The sequence below is a fragment of the Vibrio chagasii genome, from assembly GCA_041879415.1.
In the GTDB taxonomy this organism is placed as follows: domain Bacteria; phylum Pseudomonadota; class Gammaproteobacteria; order Enterobacterales; family Vibrionaceae; genus Vibrio.
In genome coordinates, this window is record CP090853.1 from 224737 (window position 1) to 244704 (window position 19968).

A 19968-nucleotide genomic window follows, 5' to 3' on the forward strand; every position below is an offset into this window, starting at 1 on the left:
GATACAAAAAAGGCACCCGAAGGTGCCTTTTTGTTATCTCTTAGAGATTACTCTTCTGAAGAGAAACCTGCATTTAGAAGTGCTGCTAGGTTGTCAGTAGCTTGTTCAGCTGATGGACCTTCCTGCTCTTCTTCACGCTTAGCTTGACGCTCTTGGTGGTATGCGAAACCAGTACCAGCTGGGATCAGACGACCAACAATTACGTTCTCTTTCAGACCGCGAAGGTCATCACGCTTACCAGAAACCGCAGCTTCTGTTAGTACGCGAGTCGTTTCTTGGAACGATGCAGCTGAGATGAATGACTCAGTTGCAAGAGATGCTTTAGTAATACCTAGTAGATCACGTTCGAAACGTACTAGTTCTTTACCTTCAGCTTCTAGCTTACGGTTAGCAATCTTCACATTGTGGTACTCAACTTGTTCGCCAGGTAGGAACTGAGAGTCACCAGAGTGTGTGATTGTACACTTACGTAGCATTTGACGAACGATAGTCTCAATGTGCTTATCGTTAATCTTAACACCTTGTAAGCGGTAAACTTCTTGAACTTCGTTCGCGATGTACTGAGTTACTGCGTGGATACCACGTAGACGCAGGATATCGTGTGGAGTTTCAGGACCGTCGGCGATTACATCACCACGTTCAATCTTCTCACCTTCGAACACGTTCAATTGACGATGCTTAGGAATCATCTCTTCGTAAGTGTCACCACCTTCACGAGTGATTACTAGACGACGCTTACCTTTCGTTTCTTTACCGAAAGACACAGTACCTGTGTGCTCAGCAAGGATCGCAGGCTCTTTAGGCTTACGAGCTTCGAATAGGTCTGCTACGCGTGGTAGACCACCGGTGATATCTTTGTTACCGCCAGATTTCTGAGGGATACGAGATAGTGTGTCACCAATGCCAACTTCAGCGCCATCTTCGATGTTTACAATCGCTTTACCAGGTAGGAAGTAGTGAGCTGGCATTTCAGTACCAGGGATCATTACATCGTTACCTTGCTCGTCAACAAGTTTGATAGCTGGACGCATATCTTTACCTGCTGCTGGACGAGCCGCTGCGTCTGTAACTTCAGAAGAAGAAAGACCAGTTAGATCATCCGTTTGACGAGAAACAGTTACGCCATCGATCATATCAACGAACTGGATGCGACCTGCCACTTCAGTGATGATTGGCATAGTGTGCGCTTCCCAGTTAGCAACAACTTCGCCAGCTTCTACTGCGTCGTTGTCCGCTTTGCTCAGTACAGAACCGTAAGGAAGTTTGTGCTTCTCTTTAGTACGACCGAACTCATCAACAATCGTCATCTCAGATGCACGAGAGGTGATAACCAGCTTCTTATCTTTGTTGATTACGAACTTAGCGTTGTGAAGTTTCACAGTACCAGTTGTCTTAGCTTGGATGCTGTTCTCTGCTGCTGCAGTAGATGCCGCACCACCGATGTGGAACGTACGCATCGTTAGCTGTGTACCCGGTTCACCGATAGATTGTGCAGCGATAACACCAACTGCTTCACCTTGGTTCACTAGGTGACCACGTGCTAGGTCACGACCGTAACACTGTGCACAACAACCGAAGTCTGCATCACAGGTAACAACAGAACGCACTTTCATGCTATCTACAGAGTTGTCTTCCATGATCTGACACCACTTCTCATCAATCAGAGTATTACGTGGAATCAGTACATCTTCAGTACCAGGCTTAAGAACGTCTTCAGCTACTACACGACCTAGAGCAAGCTCAGAAAGTGCAACTTTAACGTCACCACCTTCGATGTGAGGCATCATGTCGATACCTTCGTGCGTGCCACAGTCATGTTCGTGAACTACAACGTCTTGAGCAACGTCTACTAGACGACGAGTTAGGTAACCCGAGTTCGCTGTTTTCAGTGCTGTATCCGCAAGACCCTTACGAGCACCGTGCGTTGAGATAAAGTACTGAAGGACGTTTAGACCTTCTTTAAAGTTCGCTGTGATCGGCGTTTCGATGATTGAACCATCTGGACGCGCCATCAGACCACGCATACCTGCTAGCTGACGAATCTGAGCTGCAGAACCACGTGCGCCTGAGTCGGCCATCATGTAGATGCTGTTGAACGATTCTTGCTGTTCTTCTTCGCCGTCACGGTTGATAACTGTTTCAGAAGATAGGTTATCCATCATCGCTTTCGCAACGCGGTCATTCGTAGATGCCCAGATATCGATAACTTTGTTGTAACGCTCACCCGCTGTAACAAGACCAGATTGGAATTGCTCTTGGATTTCGCGAACTTCTTCTTCAGCAGATTCAATTTCATCGTATTTCGCTTGAGGTACAACCATATCGTCGATACCTACAGAAACACCTGAAAGTGCAGCGTATGCAAAACCTGCGTACATGATTTGGTCAGCGAATACTACTGTGTCCTTAAGACCAAGCTTACGGTACGCTTCGTTAAGCAGGGTAGAAATTTGCTTCTTACCTAGCTTTTGGTTAACGATGCTGTACGGTAGGCCAGCTGGAACGATTTGCCATAGCATTGCACGGCCAACCGTTGTATCAACCAGCTTCGTTTCAGTAGTGCTGTTACCATCTTCGTCTACTACGGTCTCAGTGATACGAACTTTAACGCGAGCGTGTAGCTCAGCAGTCTTAGTACGGTATGCCTTCTCAGCCTCTTCAGGGCCAGCAAGGTACATACCTTCGCCTTTCACGTTGATCTTTTCACGAGTCATGTAGTAAAGACCCAATACAACGTCCTGAGAAGGTACGATGATCGGATCACCTGACGCTGGCGACAGAATGTTGTTTGTCGACATCATCAGAGTACGTGCTTCAAGCTGTGCTTCTAGAGTTAGAGGCACGTGTACCGCCATTTGGTCACCATCGAAGTCGGCGTTGTATGCCGCACACACTAGTGGGTGAAGCTGAATCGCTTTACCTTCGATTAGTACTGGTTCAAACGCTTGGATACCTAGACGGTGAAGTGTAGGTGCACGGTTAAGTAGTACTGGGTGTTCGCGGATTACTTCGTCTAGGATATCCCAAACGATAGCTTCTTCGCGCTCTACCATCTTCTTAGCAGCTTTGATTGTCGTAGCCATGCCACGAGTCTCTAGCTTGCTGTAGATGAACGGCTTAAATAGCTCAAGTGCCATCTTCTTAGGAAGACCACACTGATGTAGACGAAGGTATGGACCTACTGTGATTACAGAACGGCCAGAGTAGTCTACACGTTTACCTAGAAGGTTCTGACGGAAACGACCTTGCTTACCCTTGATCATATCAGCAAGAGATTTCAGAGGACGCTTGTTCGAACCTGTGATTGCACGACCACGACGACCGTTATCTAGAAGTGCATCAACAGACTCTTGCAGCATACGCTTTTCGTTACGTACGATGATGTCCGGAGCAGCTAGCTCTAGAAGACGCTTCAAACGGTTGTTACGGTTGATCACACGACGGTAAAGGTCGTTCAGATCTGAAGTCGCAAAACGACCGCCATCTAGAGGAACTAGAGGACGTAGATCTGGCGGAAGAACCGGAAGTACAGTCAGAATCATCCATTGCGGATCGTTACCCGATGCAATGAACGCTTCAACTAGCTTCAGGCGCTTAGTGATCTTCTTACGCTTAGTTTCAGAGTTAGTTGTTTCCAACTCTTCGCGCATTTCTTCCACTTCTTGATGAAGGTCCATTGTTGCAAGCAGATCTTTGATCGCTTCTGCACCCATCTTAGCAGTGAATTCATCACCCCACTCTTCTAGACGATCCAGATACTCTTCTTCAGTAAGCATCTGAGATTTTTCTAGATCAGTCATACCTGGTTCAGTTACTACGTACATTTCGAAGTAAAGAACACGTTCGATATCACGTAGAGGGATATCCATTAGTAGACCGATACGAGACGGTAGCGATTTTAGGAACCAGATGTGAGCAACTGGTGAAGCAAGCTCGATGTGGCCCATACGGTCACGACGAACTTTAGTTTGTGTAACTTCTACGCCACACTTCTCACAGATAACACCACGGTGTTTCAGACGCTTGTATTTACCACAAAGACATTCGTAGTCTTTAACTGGACCAAAAATACGCGCACAGAACAGACCATCGCGTTCAGGTTTGAACGTACGATAGTTGATCGTTTCAGGTTTTTTAACTTCACCGAAAGACCATGAACGGATCATGTCTGGTGAAGATAGACCGATTTTGATTGCATCAAATTCTTCGGTCTTATGCTGCGCTTTTAGAAAGTTTAATAAGTCTTTCACAATCAGCTCCTGTAAGGAGTTAAAAGGGGCTCACCCGCAAAAGTGAGCACCTTCAACCAAATAATCTCTTTTCTCTAGAAAGAAAGAAGGGATTACTCTTCGTCTTCTAGCTCGATGTTGATACCTAGCGAGCGAATCTCTTTCAACAGTACGTTGAACGACTCTGGCATGCCAGGTTCCATGCTGTGGTTGCCATCTACGATGTTCTTGTACATCTTAGTACGGCCGTTAACGTCATCCGACTTAACTGTTAGCATTTCTTGAAGCGTGTAAGCAGCACCGTATGCTTCTAGTGCCCATACTTCCATCTCACCGAAACGCTGACCACCGAACTGAGCTTTACCACCAAGTGGTTGCTGAGTTACTAGGCTGTACGAACCAGTAGAACGAGCGTGCATCTTGTCATCAACAAGGTGGTTCAGTTTCAGCATGTACATGTAACCTACAGTTACAGGACGCTCAAACGAGTCACCAGTACGACCATCAAACAGTTTAAGCTGACCAGATTCTGGCAGATCACCCAGTTTAAGTAGTTCTTTGATTAACGTTTCAGAAGCACCATCGAACACAGGAGTAGCAATCGGTAGACCGCCACGTAGGTTCTTGATCAGTGTACGAACTTGATCATCAGACAGTTCAGCAATATCAACTTTCTGACGAGTATCACCAAGATCATAAACCTTCTGTAGGAACTCACGGAACTTATGAAGTTCTTGCTGTTCCTTAACCATTTGGTTGATCTTGTCACCGATACCTTTCGCTGCCAGACCTAAGTGTACTTCTAGGATCTGACCGATGTTCATACGCGATGGTACACCCAGTGGGTTAAGTACGATGTCTACAGGCTGACCTTTCTCATCGTATGGCATGTCTTCAACAGGGTTAATCTTAGAGATTACACCTTTGTTACCGTGACGACCCGCCATCTTATCACCAGGCTGGATACGACGTTTAACCGCTAGGTAAACTTTAACAATCTTAAGAACGCCAGGCGCTAGATCATCACCTTGAGTGATCTTACGACGCTTAGTTTCAAACTTCTTATCGAAGTCTGCTTTTAGCTCATCCCACTGCTCAGCAAGTTGCTCAAGCTGTGTTTGTAGCGCATCGTCTTCTAGAACTTGCTCTAGCCATTGCTTACGACCGATCGTATCAAGCTTAGCTTCAGAGTAACCACCAGACAGAAGTACAGCTTTAACACGGTTAAGAAGGCCGCCCTCAAGAATTTGGAACTCTTCAGTTAGGTCTTTCTTAGCTTCTTTAAGCTGCATCTGTTCGATTTCAAGTGCACGCTTGTCTTTCTCTACGCCATCGCGAGTGAAGACTTGTACATCGATGATAGTACCCGAAACAGAGTTTGGTACACGTAGAGAAGTATCTTTAACATCAGATGCTTTCTCACCGAAGATTGCACGTAGTAGCTTCTCTTCAGGAGTCAGTTGAGTTTCACCTTTAGGTGTTACTTTACCAACTAGGATGTCGCCACCCTTAACTTCAGCACCAATGTAAACGATACCTGACTCGTCTAGTTTAGACAGAGCAGACTCACCTACGTTTGGAATATCAGCTGTGATCTCTTCAGAGCCCAGCTTAGTATCACGAGCCACACAAGATAGTTCTTGGATGTGGATAGTCGTGAAACGGTCTTCTTGAACTACGCGCTCAGATACTAAGATCGAGTCTTCGAAGTTGTAACCGTTCCAAGGCATGAACGCGATACGCATGTTTTGACCAAGTGCTAGCTCACCAAGGTCTGTTGAAGGACCGTCAGCTAGTACGTCACCACGTGATACAGGTTCACCTGGAAGCACGGTAGGACGTTGGTTGATACATGTGTTCTGGTTTGAACGCGTGTACTTAGTTAGGTTGTAGATGTCGATACCAGCTTCGCCAGGTACTAGCTCATCTTCGTTAACCTTAACTACGATACGAGAAGCGTCCACAGACTGAATCATACCGCCACGTTTAGCAACCGCTGTAACACCAGAGTCAACTGCGATGTTACGTTCAATACCAGTACCTACTAGAGGCTTGTCAGCCTTAAGTGTTGGTACCGCTTGACGTTGCATGTTCGCACCCATCAATGCACGGTTCGCATCATCGTGTTCTAGGAACGGGATAAGCGATGCAGCGATAGATACTACTTGGTTTGTCGCAACGTCCATGTAGTCAACGTGGTCGCGTGGGTGAAGACCAGATTCACCTTTTTGACGAGCAGTGATTAGCTCATCTGCGAACGTACCGTCTTCAGTAAGAACGGTGTTCGCCTGCGCGATTACAAATTGACCTTCTTGGATTGCAGACAGGTAATCAACTTCGTCTGTTACTACGCCATCTACTACACGACGGTACGGAGTTTCTAGGAAACCGTAATCGTTACAACGTGCAAATGCAGATAGTGAGTTAATTAGACCGATGTTTGGACCTTCAGGCGTTTCGATCGGACATAGACGACCGTAGTGAGTTACGTGAACGTCACGTACTTCGAAGCCTGCGCGCTCACGAGTAAGACCACCAGGACCTAAAGCAGAGATACGACGCTTGTGCGTAACTTCTGACAATGGGTTGTTTTGGTCCATGAACTGTGAAAGCTGTGAAGAGCCAAAGAATTCTTTAACTGCAGCAGAGATAGGCTTAGCGTTGATTAGGTCTTGAGGCATGATTGCATCAAGGTCACCAAGGCTTAGACGCTCTTTAACGGCACGTTCTACACGAACTAGACCAACACGGAATTGGTTTTCTGCCATTTCACCTACAGAACGGATACGACGGTTGCCAAGGTGGTCGATATCGTCCACTTCGCCTTTACCGTTACGGATGCCGATCAGTTTCTTCATCACTTCGATGATGTCTGATTCATCCAGAGTACCGCGCTCTTCTTCTTCTTCACGCTCGATAGAGCTGTTGAACTTCATACGGCCTACAGTTGATAGGTCGTAGCGTTCTTCTGAGAAGAATAGGCTTTCGAATAGAGACTCTGCAGCTTCTTTCGTTGGTGGCTCGCCAGGACGCATCATGCGGTAGATTTCTACCAATGCAGAGATGCGATCTACTGTGCTATCTGCACGTAGAGTGTCTGACATGAATGGACCATGGTCTAGGTCATTCGTGAACAGTACTTCTAGAGCTTTGTGACCTGCTTGAGATAGGTTAGCAAGTGCCTCTAGGCTGATCTCTTGGTTCGCGCCAACGATGATCTCGCCAGTTGCTTCGTTGATGTAATCTTTAGATGCAACTTTACCAACGATGTACTCTACAGGTACTTCGATGTGCTCAACGCCATCTTTCTCAAGTTGACGGATGTGGCGAGCAGTAACACGACGACCAGTCTCAACGTAAACTTTACCGTTTGCTTCGATGTCGAATGACGCAGTTTCACCACGTAGACGATCAGGAACCAACTCCATAAGAAGAGTTTGGTCTTTCACTTCGAAGTTCACCTTGTCGAAGAACAGATCTAGGATCTCTTCAGTTGACTTACCTAGTGCACGAAGGATGATTGAAGCTGGTAGCTTACGACGACGGTCGATACGTACGAATAAGTTATCCTTAGGATCGAACTCAAAGTCTAACCATGAGCCACGGTAAGGAATTACACGTGCGTTATAAAGAACTTTACCAGATGAGTGGGTCTTACCCTTATCACTGTCGAAGAACACGCCTGGGCTTCGGTGCAGCTGGGATACGATAACCCTCTCGGTACCATTAATTACGAAAGTACCATTGTCTGTCATAAGCGGAATTTCGCCCATGTAGACTTCTTGTTCTTTAATGTCTTTTACAGTACCTGCTGGCGCATCTCGATCAAAGATAACTAGACGTAGCTTAACGCGTAGTGGCTTTGAGTAAGTTACACCACGGATTTGACATTCTTTAACATCAAAAACTGGCTCACCAAGACGGTAGCTAACGTATTGCAGCTCAGAATTGCCGTTGTAGCTCTGAATTGGGAATACAGAACGAAAAGCAGCCTCAAGACCGTATTGACCTTCTGGATCCTGTTCGATGAATTTATCGAAAGAATCAAGCTGGATCGATAACAGGTATGGAATGTCCAAAACTTGTGGACGAGTACCAAAGTCCTTACGGATGCGCTTTTTCTCGGTATAAGAGTAAACCATGGGGTTCCTCAGCTCGCTGATAAGTGACCCAAACTACCCAAAACACTCCTCGGAGGGGGTAGTGACTAACAGCTGTTTAATGTAGTGAACAATCATATCGAAAACATGACTGTTTTTTTGCTCGGGTTATGACGCTTAAACAGCGGAAAATTCGTCATAGCCCTACAGCGCAAAAAGGCCGGTGGTTAAATAACCACCAGCCATTAGCCTTGCGGCTAAGAAATTAAGTAATAATTACTTAACTTCAACAGAAGCGCCAGCTTCTTCTAGCTGTGCTTTAAGAGCTTCAGCTTCAGCTTTGTCAACGCCTTCTTTTAGAGGTGCTGGAGCTGAGTCTACAAGACCTTTAGCTTCTTTAAGACCTAGGCCAGTTGCGCCACGTACAGCTTTGATAACTTGTACTTTGTTAGAACCAGCAGAAGTTAGGATAACGTCGAATTCAGTTTGCTCAGCAGCAGCGTCGCCGCCAGCAGCGCCACCAGCTACAACTGCAGCAGCAGCTGATACGCCGAATTTCTCTTCCATAGCTTCGATAAGCTCAACAACTTGCATTACAGACATTTCTGCAACTGCGTCTAGGATTTGCTCGTTAGTAATAGACATAACAATTCTCTTTTAAGTCAACAATAAGTTTAATTTGCAACCAGTGAAAAGCAAGGCTTAAGCCGCTGCTTCTTCTTTTTGGTCACGTAGTGCAGCGATAGTACGAACCAGCTTGCCAGCAGAAGCTTCTTTCATGCACATCATTAGGCGTGCGATAGCTTCGTCGTAAGTTGGTAGTGTCGCTAGTACTTCAGCATCAGTAACTGCGCCTTCAAATGCAGCAGCTTTGATCTCGAAATCTTTGTTCTCTTTAGCGAAGTCTTTGAAAAGACGCGCTGCAGCACCTGGGTGCTCGTTAGAGAACGCGATCAGAGTTGGACCAGTGAAAGTGTCAGTTAGACACTCGTAGTCTGTACCCTGAACCGCACGGCGTGCTAGTGTGTTACGAACAACTTTCATGTAAACACCCGCTTCGCGAGCTTGTTTACGTAGAGAAGTCATTGCGCCAACTTCAACGCCACGAGAATCAGCTACAACTGCAGAAAGTGCACCATTAGCTGCTTCGTTGACTTCAGCAACAATTGCTTTTTTGTCTTGAAGATTTAAAGCCATTTGGATTAACCTCTGGTTGTGATTACAGCACCCATTACAGTGTGTAATGAGCGTTTACGATGCTAATAAATATGAATCACTTCATTTAAATTAGGCACCGCCTACGTAGGTTTTATTAAGCTGTAACTCCGAAAAGTACAGCGCCTACGGTCTTGGGATAGATAATTTGAATTGCTTCAAATCACCCAACCACAAATATTAGGCGCAGAAGTATACACTAAATCTGCGCCTAAGCAAATTAGTTTGCTTGAGTGTTCAGGCTAGCCTGATCAACAGCAACACCAGCACCCATAGTAGTAGAGATGCTTACTTTCTTCAGGAAAGTACCTTTCGCTGAAGAAGGCTTAGCTTTCTTAAGAGCAACTAGAAGAGCTTCTAGGTTCTCTTGAAGCTGGTTAGCTTCGAAAGATGCTTTGCCGATAGTAGTGTGGATGATGCCGTTCTTGTCGTTACGGTAACGAACCTGACCAGCTTTAGCGTTCTTAACAGCTTCAGCAACGTTAGGAGTTACAGTACCAACTTTAGGGTTTGGCATAAGGCCGCGTGGACCTAGGATAGTACCTAGTTGACCAACAACACGCATTGCATCTGGAGAAGCAACAACAACGTCGAAGTTCATTTCGCCTTTCTTCACTTGCTCAGCAAGATCTTCCATACCAACAACATCTGCGCCAGCTTCTTTAGCTGCTTCTGCGTTTGCACCTTGAGTGAACACAGCAACGCGGATTTCACGGCCAGTACCGTGAGGTAGCACAGTTGCGCCACGTACGTTTTGGTCAGATTTACGAGCATCGATGCCTAGGTTAACAGCAACGTCTACAGACTCAACGAATTTAGCAGTAGCTAGTTCTTTAAGAAGAGCAACAGCTTCGTTGATTTCGTATTCTTTAGTCGCGTCAACTTTGTCGCGGATTACGCGCATACGCTTAGTAAGTTTTGCCATCTTATTAACCCTCTACCACTAGGCCCATTGAACGAGCAGTACCAGCGATTGAACGCTTCATTGCTTCGATGTCAGCACCAGTCATATCAGCAGCTTTAGTTTCTGCGATTTCTTGGATTTGAGCGTCAGTTACAGTACCCACTTTTTCAGTGTTTGGACGACCAGAACCAGACTTAACGCCAGCAGCTTTCTTAAGAAGAACAGCAGCAGGTGGAGTCTTAGTTACGAACGTGAAAGAACGGTCGTTGTATACAGTAATAACTACTGGAGTCGGTAGACCTTTCTCAACAGATTCTGTTTTTGCGTTGAACGCTTTACAGAATTCCATGATGTTAACACCGTGTTGACCTAGAGCAGGACCAACCGGTGGCGACGGGTTTGCCATACCAGCTGCAACTTGCAGTTTGATATAAGCTTCAACTTTCTTAGCCATGATATTTCCTAATATTTGGGTACATGCGCTAGCCGTAAGGCAAGCTCCCCATAAATTCAATTAACGCTTTTTACTTCCATAGAAGCAAAAAGGCGCGAAATTATAATCATAATTCGCGCCTTAAACAACCCTAAAAAGGTGATTTTTTATACTCTTTTATTTTGAACAAGTTGCTAATAAGTTATCCACAACTTAGTTCAACTAATCGAGTCTTAGTCCAGTTTTTCAACCTGACCAAATTCAAGCTCAACCGGTGTTGCACGACCAAAGATCGATACAGATACCTTAATGCGGCTCTTCTCGTAATCTACTTCTTCAACAGTACCGTTGAAGTCAGCAAATGGACCATCGTTAACACGAACCACTTCACCTGCTTCGAACATCGTCTTAGGACGTGGAGCTTCGCTCGCTTTCTCTAGACGGTTCAAGATAGCATCAGCTTCTTTATCAGTGATTGGTGCTGGACGATCAGAGGTACCACCAATGAAGCCCATAACACGCGGAATGCTGCGTACTAAGTGCCATGATTCATCATTCATGATCATTTGAACTAATACGTAGCCAGGGAAGAATTTACGTTCACTTTTACGACGTTGCCCAGCACGCATTTCCACTACTTCTTCAGTAGGTACTAGCACATCGCCAAATAGTTCTTCCATGTTGTGCATTTTAATATGCTCGCGTAGCGATTGTGCAACACGACCTTCAAAACCAGAAAAGGCTTGAACTACATACCAACGTTTTTTTGGAGCTTCACTCATGAATCAGAACCCTCTACACCCCAGTCGCTAGAGAAACTAAACGGACCATAATGCCGTCAATTCCCCAAAGCACTAGAGACATAACAATACATACAGCTAAAACGATCAATGTAGTTTGCATAGTTTCTTGGCGAGTAGGCCAAACCACTTTACGAATCTCCATACGAGATTCTTTTGCAAAATCGATCGCAGCTTTACCTTTAGTTGTTGTTGCTGCAACGCCTAGTGCGGCAGCAATCAGCACAACTACACCTGCAGCGCGAATTACAACAGACAATTCACCATACAGGTAATTACCCACAACAGCAGCGGCTAACAGTACAAAAGCGACTACCCACTTCATTGTATCTGCTGCACTTGAGCTATCAGGAGTTTCAGCGTTTGCTTTCATAAAACCAACCTGTGATAAGTCTTAAATATAGACGACAATAACCCCGCTGTTGCAGGGCACATTCCTTTGCGTTGCAGAACAACACATCTAACAGTCATTTTAGTCAAAAAGACTGTTTAATTCTTTACTAAGAGCTGAAATTGATGCCAATTCGCTCAACTCTTTTTTTAGCGCAGAAAAAGGGCATCAAATGATGCCCTTTTTACTAGTGGTTCGTCAAATCTTATGCAAAGATTTTAGCTACAACACCAGCACCAACTGTACGGCCACCTTCGCGGATTGCGAAACGTAGACCTTCGTCCATTGCGATTGGAGCGATTAGCTCAACAGTCATTTGAACGTTGTCACCTGGCATTACCATTTCTACGCCTTCTGGTAGAGTGATGTCGCCTGTTACGTCAGTTGTACGGAAGTAGAACTGTGGACGGTAACCTTTGAAGAAAGGAGTGTGACGGCCGCCTTCGTCTTTAGAAAGTACGTATACTTCAGACTCGAACTTAGTGTGTGGGTTGATAGAACCTTTAGCAGATAGTACTTGGCCACGTTCAACTTCGTCACGCTTAGTACCACGTAGTAGTGCACCAACGTTCTCACCTGCACGACCTTCGTCAAGCAGCTTACGGAACATTTCAACACCAGTACAAGTAGTAAGAGTAGTCTCTTTGATACCAACGATTTCTACTTCGTCACCTACACGTAGGATACCACGCTCGATACGACCAGTTACAACAGTACCACGACCTTGGATCGAGAATACGTCTTCGATTGGTAGTAGGAACGGTTGGTCAACTGCACGCTCTGGCTCAGGGATGTAAGAATCTAGTGCTTCTGCAAGCTCAACGATCTTGTCTTCCCACTGCTTCTCGCCGTTTAGTGCGCCAAGTGCAGAACCTTGGATAACTGGTAGGTCATCACCTGGGAAGTCGTACTCAGAAAGAAGTTCACGAACTTCCATTTCTACTAGCTCAAGTAGCTCTTCGTCATCAACCATGTCACATTTGTTCATGAATACGATGATGTAAGGGATACCAACTTGACGACCAAGTAGGATGTGCTCACGAGTTTGAGGCATTGGGCCGTCAGTCGCAGCAACAACTAGGATACCACCGTCCATTTGCGCAGCACCAGTGATCATGTTTTTAACATAATCCGCGTGTCCTGGGCAGTCTACGTGTGCGTAGTGACGTGATGGAGTGTCGTACTCAACGTGAGAAGTAGCGATTGTGATACCGCGCTCACGCTCTTCTGGAGCGTTATCGATAGATGCGAAATCTTTAGCAACACCACCGTACACTTTTGCAAGTGTAGTACAGATAGCAGCAGTTAGAGTTGTTTTACCGTGGTCAACGTGGCCGATAGTACCAACGTTTACGTGCGGTTTCGTACGTTCAAATTTTTCTTTAGACATGGGGTGTCCCTCTAGGTACGGATTAGGTGGCTTAAAATAAGACCACGCAACCAAAAAAAATGGTTTTCTTTATTAAAGGAGAAGAAGCTTTAGACTGGTGCTAATACCCAGAGTCGAACTGGGGACCTCACCCTTACCAAGGGTGCGCTCTACCGACTGAGCTATATCAGCACACAAAATGAGTTGGAGCGTGCAGCGGGAATCGAACCCGCATCATCAGCTTGGAAGGCTGAGGTAATAGCCATTATACGATGCACGCAACACGTAACTCTGTTTGAGCTATTTAACCTTTAGAATATGGTGGAGAGGGACGGATTCGAACCATCGAAGGCAGTGCCAACAGATTTACAGTCTGCTCCCTTTGGCCACTCGGGAACCTCTCCAAATTTTTGAGCTTTCTCTCGCTTGCCTCAAAGGAAGGGAGAAAGTGGTGCCGACTACCGGAATCGAACTGGTGACCTACTGATTACAAGTCAGTTGCTCTACCTACTGAGCTAAGTCGGCACAAGTGGGGCGCATTTTATTGAATGATTTTCCACCTTGCAATAGTAAATTGAAAAAAAGTGCAAAATTCTCTGCCCAAACTCCGACATACGGCTATTTAGCTCAAGGTTTCCGTCTTTAACCCGCATCTAGTACAGGAAGATATTTTATTTATCTATCGCTTGATGTATTTTCCATGCACTTGTTTTGTTATCCACTATAGAGTTTTGTATGAGCCCATTCATGTCATTTGACCGTACACACTGGTCTGAACTAAGGAATTTAGTTCCGATGACACTTTCTGAAAGCGACTTAAAAGAGCTTCAAGGCATCAATGAAAAGCTCACCATGGAAGAAGCTGTAGAGATCTACCTGCCGCTTTCTCGTCTATTGAACCTCTATGTGGCAGCCAGACAAAATCGTAATTCAGTGCTTCATCAATTCCTTGATAAAAAAGAGAAAGCGCCACCATTCATTATTGGTATTGCTGGTAGTGTTGCAGTGGGAAAAAGCACAACTGCGCGTCTACTTAAGGCACTACTCTCTCGTTGGGAAAACCACCCGAAAGTAGAGCTAGTCACCACCGACGGTTTCTTATATCCAAATGAAGTATTGGAAGAGAAAGGCTTGATGAGTAAGAAAGGCTTCCCTGAGTCTTACGATATTAAGCGTCTAGTTAATTTTGTCTCAGACGTTAAAGCGTGCAAAAGAAACGTCACAGCGCCAGTTTACTCGCATCTAACCTACAACATTACTGATGATGTTAAGTGTGTTGACCTACCTGACGTGTTGATCATTGAGGGCCTAAACGTATTGCAGAGTGGAATGAACTACCCACACGAGCCACACCGTGTGTTCATTTCTGACTTCCTGGACTTTTCACTCTATGTGGATGCAGACAGCCAGCAAATCAAAGAGTGGTACATCAACCGCTTTATGAAGTTTAGAGAAGGGGCATTTACCAAGCCAGGCTCTTACTTTAGTCATTACACTAAATTATCGAACCAAGCGGCATTGGATAAAGCAGAAGGGATCTGGAGTTCAATCAATGGGTTGAACCTAGAGAAGAACATCCTTCCAACCAGAGAGCGAGCGCACCTAATCCTACGAAAAGGTGCAGATCACATGGTTGAAGAAGTATTACTAAGAAAATAGGAAGGTCTTAACTACCCTTCCTAAGTGAGATTTCACCGCCGATATAACTTTCGATACCATTCTCAGTTTTGAGTAATACAGCACCCTGCTCATCAATACCTTGTACGACCCCTTCAATTTCTCTAGGTCCAATAATCAGCTTCACATTGCGACCTAAGAAATTATCCAAGCGATTCCAACGCTCAACAAAGTTCGACATCCCTTTCATTTCATAATCAACCAGTGCTTTATCCCAAGCGTTAATCAGGGATTGTGCAAGCTGATTACGATCAGGTACCTGACCATCACACACTTCTTTAAGTGAGGTCCATGGTTGACCAATACCAGAAGTTGAAGGATCCATTGAAAGATTAAGCCCTAACCCAATGACAATATGAGCAGCACCGCCAGATTGCCCAGACAGCTCAACTAAGATACCCGCAAGTTTCTTATCGTTATGGTAAAGGTCATTAGGCCATTTGAGCTTCACGCCTTCAACGCCCATCTCTTCCAGAGCCTCAACAACCGCAACGCCAACAACAAGACTTAGACCCATCGCAGCTGCCATCCCAGCGTCAAGTCTCCAGTACATAGAAAGGTATAGGTTGGCTCCAAATGGTGACACCCACTCCCTGCCACGACGACCGCGACCAGAGGCTTGGTATTCAGCAACACAAACCGAGCCAGATTCTAGCTCATTGGCGCGCTCCAATAAGTGTTGGTTGGTTGAACCTATAATAGGGATAAGCTCAAGAGAGGCGTTGCTATTGGCAGCAGATAGTCGCTCATGATCCAGCATGTCTAATCGGTTCGCTAGCTTGTAGCCTTTACCCTGCACACGGTAGATATCCAAACCCCACTCTTGAATACCCTTGATGTGCTTGCTTATAGCGGCTCGAGATACGCCAATCACTTCACCGAGGTCTTCGCCAGAATGAAATTCACCATCAGCAAGGCATTTTAAAAGTGCTAGCTTGGTGCTGTGCTCTCTCATACTAACGCCTCCAAAGCCTTATCAAGATTTGTCTCACCATCACGTCCCATAAAACGAACCTCATGTTCAAGGCGAATATCGAACCTGTCTAATACGGCTTGACGAACTCGGTCTGCTAGCTTAAGCACATCCACTGCCGTCGCCTCATCATAGTTGATGATCACAAGTGCTTGATTTGGGTGAACCTGAGCACCACCTTGATTAACGCCTTTAAACTGACATTGATCGATCAGCCAGCCAGCAGCGACTTTGATCATATCGTTACTCGCGTAACCAACAATAGTCGGATATTCTGCCTGCAAGCGATCAAAGTGATCTTTGCTGATCACCGGGTTTTTGAAGAAGCTGCCAGCATTACCTTGAACGGTAGGGTCTGGCAATTTGCTCGAGCGAATTGCGCATACTTCACCAAATATCGTTTGAGGAGAAAGTGTCTCTTCAGACAGACTTTTCAAGGGGCCATAGTGATTACATGGCTGCCATGTTTTCGGTAAAGTTAAGCCAATCGCAACCACAATAGCTTTGCCGTAAAGGGCGTGTTTAAAAATCGAATCTCGGTAACCAAAGAGACACTCCTCTCTGCTTAATCGCTTAACTGTATAAGTATCCAGACAAAGAATATCGACGTATTCACACACATCCTGTAACTCGACACCATAAGCACCGATGTTTTGAATTGGAGCCGATCCGGAACAACCTGGAATCATTGCTAAGTTTTCTAAACCACCAAGCCCTTGATCAACGGTCCACTTAACTAAGCTTGGCCAATCCTCACCACCATTAACATGAAGCAAGTGATGGCTATCCGACTCCGTTAAGGTAATACCAGACAGCTTATTGATAATGACAAGGCCTGCAAAATGCTCAGTAAAAAGCATGTTGCTGCCCTTTCCTAACATCAGCTTAGGCGTAGACTGCCATTTAGGGTTCTGATAAACCGAGATCAACTCTTCAATCGTGGTCACTTCAACTAAAGCATCACAGGTTTGATCAATAGAAAAGGTATGAACGTTTTTTAAACTAGCATTGAGATGGAATTGCATGGCGATATTCAATTAACTTACACTGCGTTCATTCTACAGCAGATAAACCAGTGGCGCAGTGACTGAATGAACAATGTCATCATTACTCAATTAGACCCAGTAAAGGTTCCCCTTGTTAAACGCTTCTATAAAGAGCATTACCCAACAGGGAAAGCCAATAAAAGTGAGCTAATTTATTCACTCTTACTTGATGACGAACTTTGTGGCGTCGTCCGTTTCCGTACTATAGAAGACTCGCGCTTACTGACAGGTATGGCAATCTCAAAGCAACATCGCGGTAAACAGTTAGGTTCTCAGCTAATGGAGTATTGTGCAAAGCATACACTCACAGAGAACGATTACTGCTTTGCCTATGCCCACCTCACGAGCTTTTACGGTCGACACCGATTTGTGCAGATCGATCCGAAACAGCTACCGAACGCCTTACGGGGTTTATATGAGCGTTATTCAAATAGCGGGAAAGATCTCATTCCTATGCAATATCAGCAAAATTGTTAGAGAATGCCTCGATTTTCTAGTATTTGGGGCTGTGCCTTTGGTAAAATTAAAGGTTCGCAATTTTGCATATTTTTAAGGTAAAACAGTCAATATGATTGCCAGTAGGAATCCATTCATACAGTTGCCAACCATAGCGCAGAATCCTGACAAGTTTGAAGTACTACTATCAGCGCAAGAGTTTCGAACTCGCCTTCTTGACGAGATATCTCGTGCAACGACCCGCATTAGCTTAGTCGCTTTATATCTTGAAGATGATGAGGCTGGCCGTGAGATCCTAACTGCCTTATATGAAGCAAAACAAAAGAATCCAGATCTTGATGTAAGCGTTTGTGTTGATTGGCACAGAGCTCAACGCGGATTGATTGGTGCAGAGTCTTCTGAAGGCAATGCAGCCATGTACAAAGAGTTTGCTGAAAAGTATCAGCATCCAGTTCCTGTCTATGGCATTCCTGTTCGCGGTAAAGAAGTCTTCGGTGTGTTGCACTTAAAGGGCTTTATCGTTGATGACAGCGTGATCTACAGTGGTGCAAGCCTTAACAACATCTACCTGAACTATCACGACCGTTACCGCTTTGACCGATACCATGTTTTAAACAACGCAGCACTGGCAGACTCAATGTTTGCCTACGTTCATGAGCAAATGATCTCTGACAGCGCTGTTTACGACTTAGCAGACAAGAATAAGCCAGCAACTAAAGAACTAAAGCCAGCGATCCGCCAGTTTCGTGCATCTCTAGCCAGATCTCAGTACCAATTTGATGGTCAGGAAGTTTCACCAGAGCAAGTAGCCGTAACGCCGTTAGTAGGCATTGGCAAACGACGTAATCGTCTTAACCAAGGCATCAACCAACTGGTCGCTCAGGCTAAAGACGAGATCTTCATTTGTACTCCTTACTTTAACTTCCCTCCTAGCCTAGCTAAAGAAGTTAAGAAGGCGCTTAAGCGTGGTGTAAAGGTCAGCATTGTTGTTGGTGACAAAACGGCTAATGATTTCTTCATCTCTCCAGAAGAAGAGTTTAAAACGATTGGTGGCTTACCATACCTTTATGAACTGAACTTACGTCGCTTTGCTAAGGCCAATGAAGCACATATTGCAAGCCGCAATCTATCTATTCAACTTTGGCGACACGACTCTAACAGCTTCCACCTGAAAGGTATTTGGGTCGATAAACGCTACATGCTACTTACCGGTAATAACCTAAACCCAAGAGCTTGGAAATTAGACCTAGAGAACGGAATCTTTATCCAAGATAACTATCACCACCTAACTGACAAGTTCCAAGCTGAAGTAGATAATATTCTTCAACACACTCAACTTATTTGTACTTATAAGCAGTTAGACAAAGTAGATAGCTATCCAGAAGAAGTTCAAAAGCTGATTCGCAAGATCACGCGAGTGAAAGCTGACAGAGTACTTAAACAGATACTCTAGTGAATATACACAAGACATGATTTACCAACGCCTAGCAAACGCTAGGCGTTTTTGTATTTGTAAGTACCCGATAGGTCTCTCTACCTTCAGCCCAAGAAGGAAACAACAGTTGGGGACAGAAGAGCTATAGTCGTACTCGGTCAGAGCAGAACTATGGACAGCAACCTTTACCATAAATCGCTTCTCTGTAAGTACTCTCAAACATAGTGAGCAACTACTAACTCAATCAGTACTCACATATGTAATTGAGGTATTCAGTTCCACTGAGTACCAGCAGAAAGCATAGGTTACACATCAGCTTTGGTAGGAAAGCATCAAGGTGTCGTGTTACTGGGCCATCAGGCAGAAACTAACGTTGTACTACCGCATACACCAAGTAACAGATGACCGATAAGCTTGGAGCTAGAACCTGCAAGACCAAACATCGTAAGCTGAAACCTATGCATTCCTAACACGAATAGGCGTATAGGCTCATCGGTTTAATATGGCGGACTAACCCAGATAATCCTCAGTAATAGTAATGAACTTAATCTAAAACTGATTAGAGCCAAGTCGTAGGCTAAGCACCCTAATAAGCAGCAAAGTAGTTCTATCCATGCACTAATCAAAGAAGCCTACGTTTAAACAAGAGGGGTTATGGGACAAATACCGATACCGATACCGATACCGATACCGATACCGATACCGATTATAAGTCTGAGATAACTTAAGTTGAAATGGCTGGGATTTGTTAGTCGAAGAGCAAAAGCTCATAGCCTAGAAACGACGAAAGCCTAGTCGTAAGACTAGGCTTTCTAAAAGGTATGATGTAGTTGGGTTGTCATTCTACCTATTCACCAATCAATTACTGAATATAGCCTGATACCACATACGTTTTTGATAGATGTAAAAAAGCCCTGCTATTTCTGGCAGGGCTTTTCTA

The 19968-nt window shown here is 45.0% G+C and carries 14 protein-coding genes and 4 tRNA genes; 3 read left to right on the top strand and 15 right to left on the bottom strand.

The features are described 5' to 3' along the window. Positions 1-47 precede the first annotated feature (47 nt). From rpoC to L0991_23285, 13 genes are all read right to left on the bottom strand, one after another. Positions 48-4250 (bottom strand): DNA-directed RNA polymerase subunit beta', encoded by a 4203-nt coding sequence (gene rpoC / locus L0991_23225; GenBank protein ID XGB65691.1) that lies wholly within the window; start codon positions 4248-4250, stop codon positions 48-50. Positions 4251-4342: 92 nt separating this feature from the next. Beyond that, positions 4343-8371 (bottom strand): DNA-directed RNA polymerase subunit beta, encoded by a 4029-nt coding sequence (gene rpoB / locus L0991_23230; protein XGB65692.1) that lies wholly within the window; start codon positions 8369-8371, stop codon positions 4343-4345. 234 nt (positions 8372-8605) lie between these two features. Then, a complete protein-coding gene (gene rplL, locus L0991_23235; protein ID XGB65693.1) occupies positions 8606-8974 on the bottom strand; it encodes a 50S ribosomal protein L7/L12 in 369 nt (122 codons plus the stop codon). Positions 8975-9031: 57 nt separating this feature from the next. After that, entirely contained in the window at positions 9032-9526 is a 495-nt protein-coding gene (rplJ, locus tag L0991_23240) for a 50S ribosomal protein L10 (GenBank protein ID XGB65694.1), read from the bottom strand. 238 nt (positions 9527-9764) lie between these two features. Further along, complete coding sequence (gene rplA, locus L0991_23245) at positions 9765-10469, bottom strand: 50S ribosomal protein L1 (GenBank protein XGB65695.1); 705 nt, start codon at positions 10467-10469, stop codon at positions 9765-9767. Positions 10470-10473: 4 nt separating this feature from the next. Beyond that, positions 10474-10902 (bottom strand): 50S ribosomal protein L11, encoded by a 429-nt coding sequence (gene rplK, locus L0991_23250; protein ID XGB65696.1) that lies wholly within the window; start codon positions 10900-10902, stop codon positions 10474-10476. A 212-nt stretch (positions 10903-11114) separates the two neighbouring features. Next, positions 11115-11663 (bottom strand): transcription termination/antitermination protein NusG, encoded by a 549-nt coding sequence (gene nusG, locus L0991_23255; protein XGB65697.1) that lies wholly within the window; start codon positions 11661-11663, stop codon positions 11115-11117. A 13-nt stretch (positions 11664-11676) separates the two neighbouring features. Continuing rightward, entirely contained in the window at positions 11677-12054 is a 378-nt protein-coding gene (secE, locus tag L0991_23260) for a preprotein translocase subunit SecE (GenBank protein XGB65698.1), read from the bottom strand. Positions 12055-12277: 223 nt separating this feature from the next. Further along, complete coding sequence (tuf, locus tag L0991_23265) at positions 12278-13462, bottom strand: elongation factor Tu (GenBank protein XGB65699.1); 1185 nt, start codon at positions 13460-13462, stop codon at positions 12278-12280. 95 nt (positions 13463-13557) lie between these two features. Next, positions 13558-13633: transfer RNA gene (locus tag L0991_23270), tRNA-Thr, on the bottom strand. A gap of 13 nt (positions 13634-13646) precedes the next feature. After that, positions 13647-13721, bottom strand: a tRNA-Gly gene (locus L0991_23275). Between the two features lie 39 nt (positions 13722-13760). After that, a tRNA-Tyr gene (locus L0991_23280) sits at positions 13761-13845 on the bottom strand. A 45-nt stretch (positions 13846-13890) separates the two neighbouring features. Next, a tRNA-Thr gene (locus L0991_23285) sits at positions 13891-13966 on the bottom strand. A gap of 210 nt (positions 13967-14176) precedes the next feature. Here L0991_23285 and coaA point away from each other — a divergent pair. Next, positions 14177-15100 (top strand): type I pantothenate kinase, encoded by a 924-nt coding sequence (gene coaA, locus L0991_23290; GenBank protein XGB65700.1) that lies wholly within the window; start codon positions 14177-14179, stop codon positions 15098-15100. 7 nt (positions 15101-15107) lie between these two features. On the opposite strand, the gene birA is transcribed toward coaA, so the two are convergent. Together birA and murB are read right to left on the bottom strand one after the other, a co-directional pair. Continuing rightward, entirely contained in the window at positions 15108-16073 is a 966-nt protein-coding gene (birA, locus tag L0991_23295) for a bifunctional biotin--[acetyl-CoA-carboxylase] ligase/biotin operon repressor BirA (GenBank protein XGB65701.1), read from the bottom strand. Beyond that, positions 16070-17116: a UDP-N-acetylmuramate dehydrogenase gene (gene murB, locus L0991_23300; GenBank protein XGB65702.1), complete on the bottom strand. Its 1047-nt coding sequence runs from the start codon at positions 17114-17116 to the stop codon at positions 16070-16072. Before murB ends, birA begins: the two co-directional genes overlap by 4 nt. Positions 17117-17182: 66 nt before the next feature. On the opposite strand from murB, the gene L0991_23305 reads away from it, so the two are divergent. After that, positions 17183-17614 carry a GNAT family N-acetyltransferase gene (locus L0991_23305; protein XGB65703.1) on the top strand — a complete coding sequence of 144 codons (432 nt, stop codon included), beginning with the start codon at positions 17183-17185 and terminating at the stop codon, positions 17612-17614. A gap of 91 nt (positions 17615-17705) precedes the next feature. Beyond that, entirely contained in the window at positions 17706-19046 is a 1341-nt protein-coding gene (gene pssA, locus L0991_23310) for a CDP-diacylglycerol--serine O-phosphatidyltransferase (GenBank protein XGB65704.1), read from the top strand. Positions 19047-19968: the final 922 nt, after the last annotated feature.

Coding starts and splice junctions, on each gene's coding strand:
- pssA (XGB65704.1), top strand. CDS start 17,706: ATGATTGCCAGTAGGAATCCATTCATACAGTTGCCAACCATAGCGCAG.
- murB (XGB65702.1), bottom strand. CDS start 17,116: ATGCAATTCCATCTCAATGCTAGTTTAAAAAACGTTCATACCTTTTCT.
- rplL (XGB65693.1), bottom strand. CDS start 8,974: ATGTCTATTACTAACGAGCAAATCCTAGACGCAGTTGCAGAAATGTCT.
- L0991_23305 (XGB65703.1), top strand. CDS start 17,183: ATGAACAATGTCATCATTACTCAATTAGACCCAGTAAAGGTTCCCCTT.
- secE (XGB65698.1), bottom strand. CDS start 12,054: ATGAAAGCAAACGCTGAAACTCCTGATAGCTCAAGTGCAGCAGATACA.
- rplK (XGB65696.1), bottom strand. CDS start 10,902: ATGGCTAAGAAAGTTGAAGCTTATATCAAACTGCAAGTTGCAGCTGGT.
- birA (XGB65701.1), bottom strand. CDS start 16,073: ATGAGAGAGCACAGCACCAAGCTAGCACTTTTAAAATGCCTTGCTGAT.
- nusG (XGB65697.1), bottom strand. CDS start 11,663: ATGAGTGAAGCTCCAAAAAAACGTTGGTATGTAGTTCAAGCCTTTTCT.
- tuf (XGB65699.1), bottom strand. CDS start 13,462: ATGTCTAAAGAAAAATTTGAACGTACGAAACCGCACGTAAACGTTGGT.
- coaA (XGB65700.1), top strand. CDS start 14,177: ATGAGCCCATTCATGTCATTTGACCGTACACACTGGTCTGAACTAAGG.
- rpoB (XGB65692.1), bottom strand. CDS start 8,371: ATGGTTTACTCTTATACCGAGAAAAAGCGCATCCGTAAGGACTTTGGT.
- rplJ (XGB65694.1), bottom strand. CDS start 9,526: ATGGCTTTAAATCTTCAAGACAAAAAAGCAATTGTTGCTGAAGTCAAC.
- rplA (XGB65695.1), bottom strand. CDS start 10,469: ATGGCAAAACTTACTAAGCGTATGCGCGTAATCCGCGACAAAGTTGAC.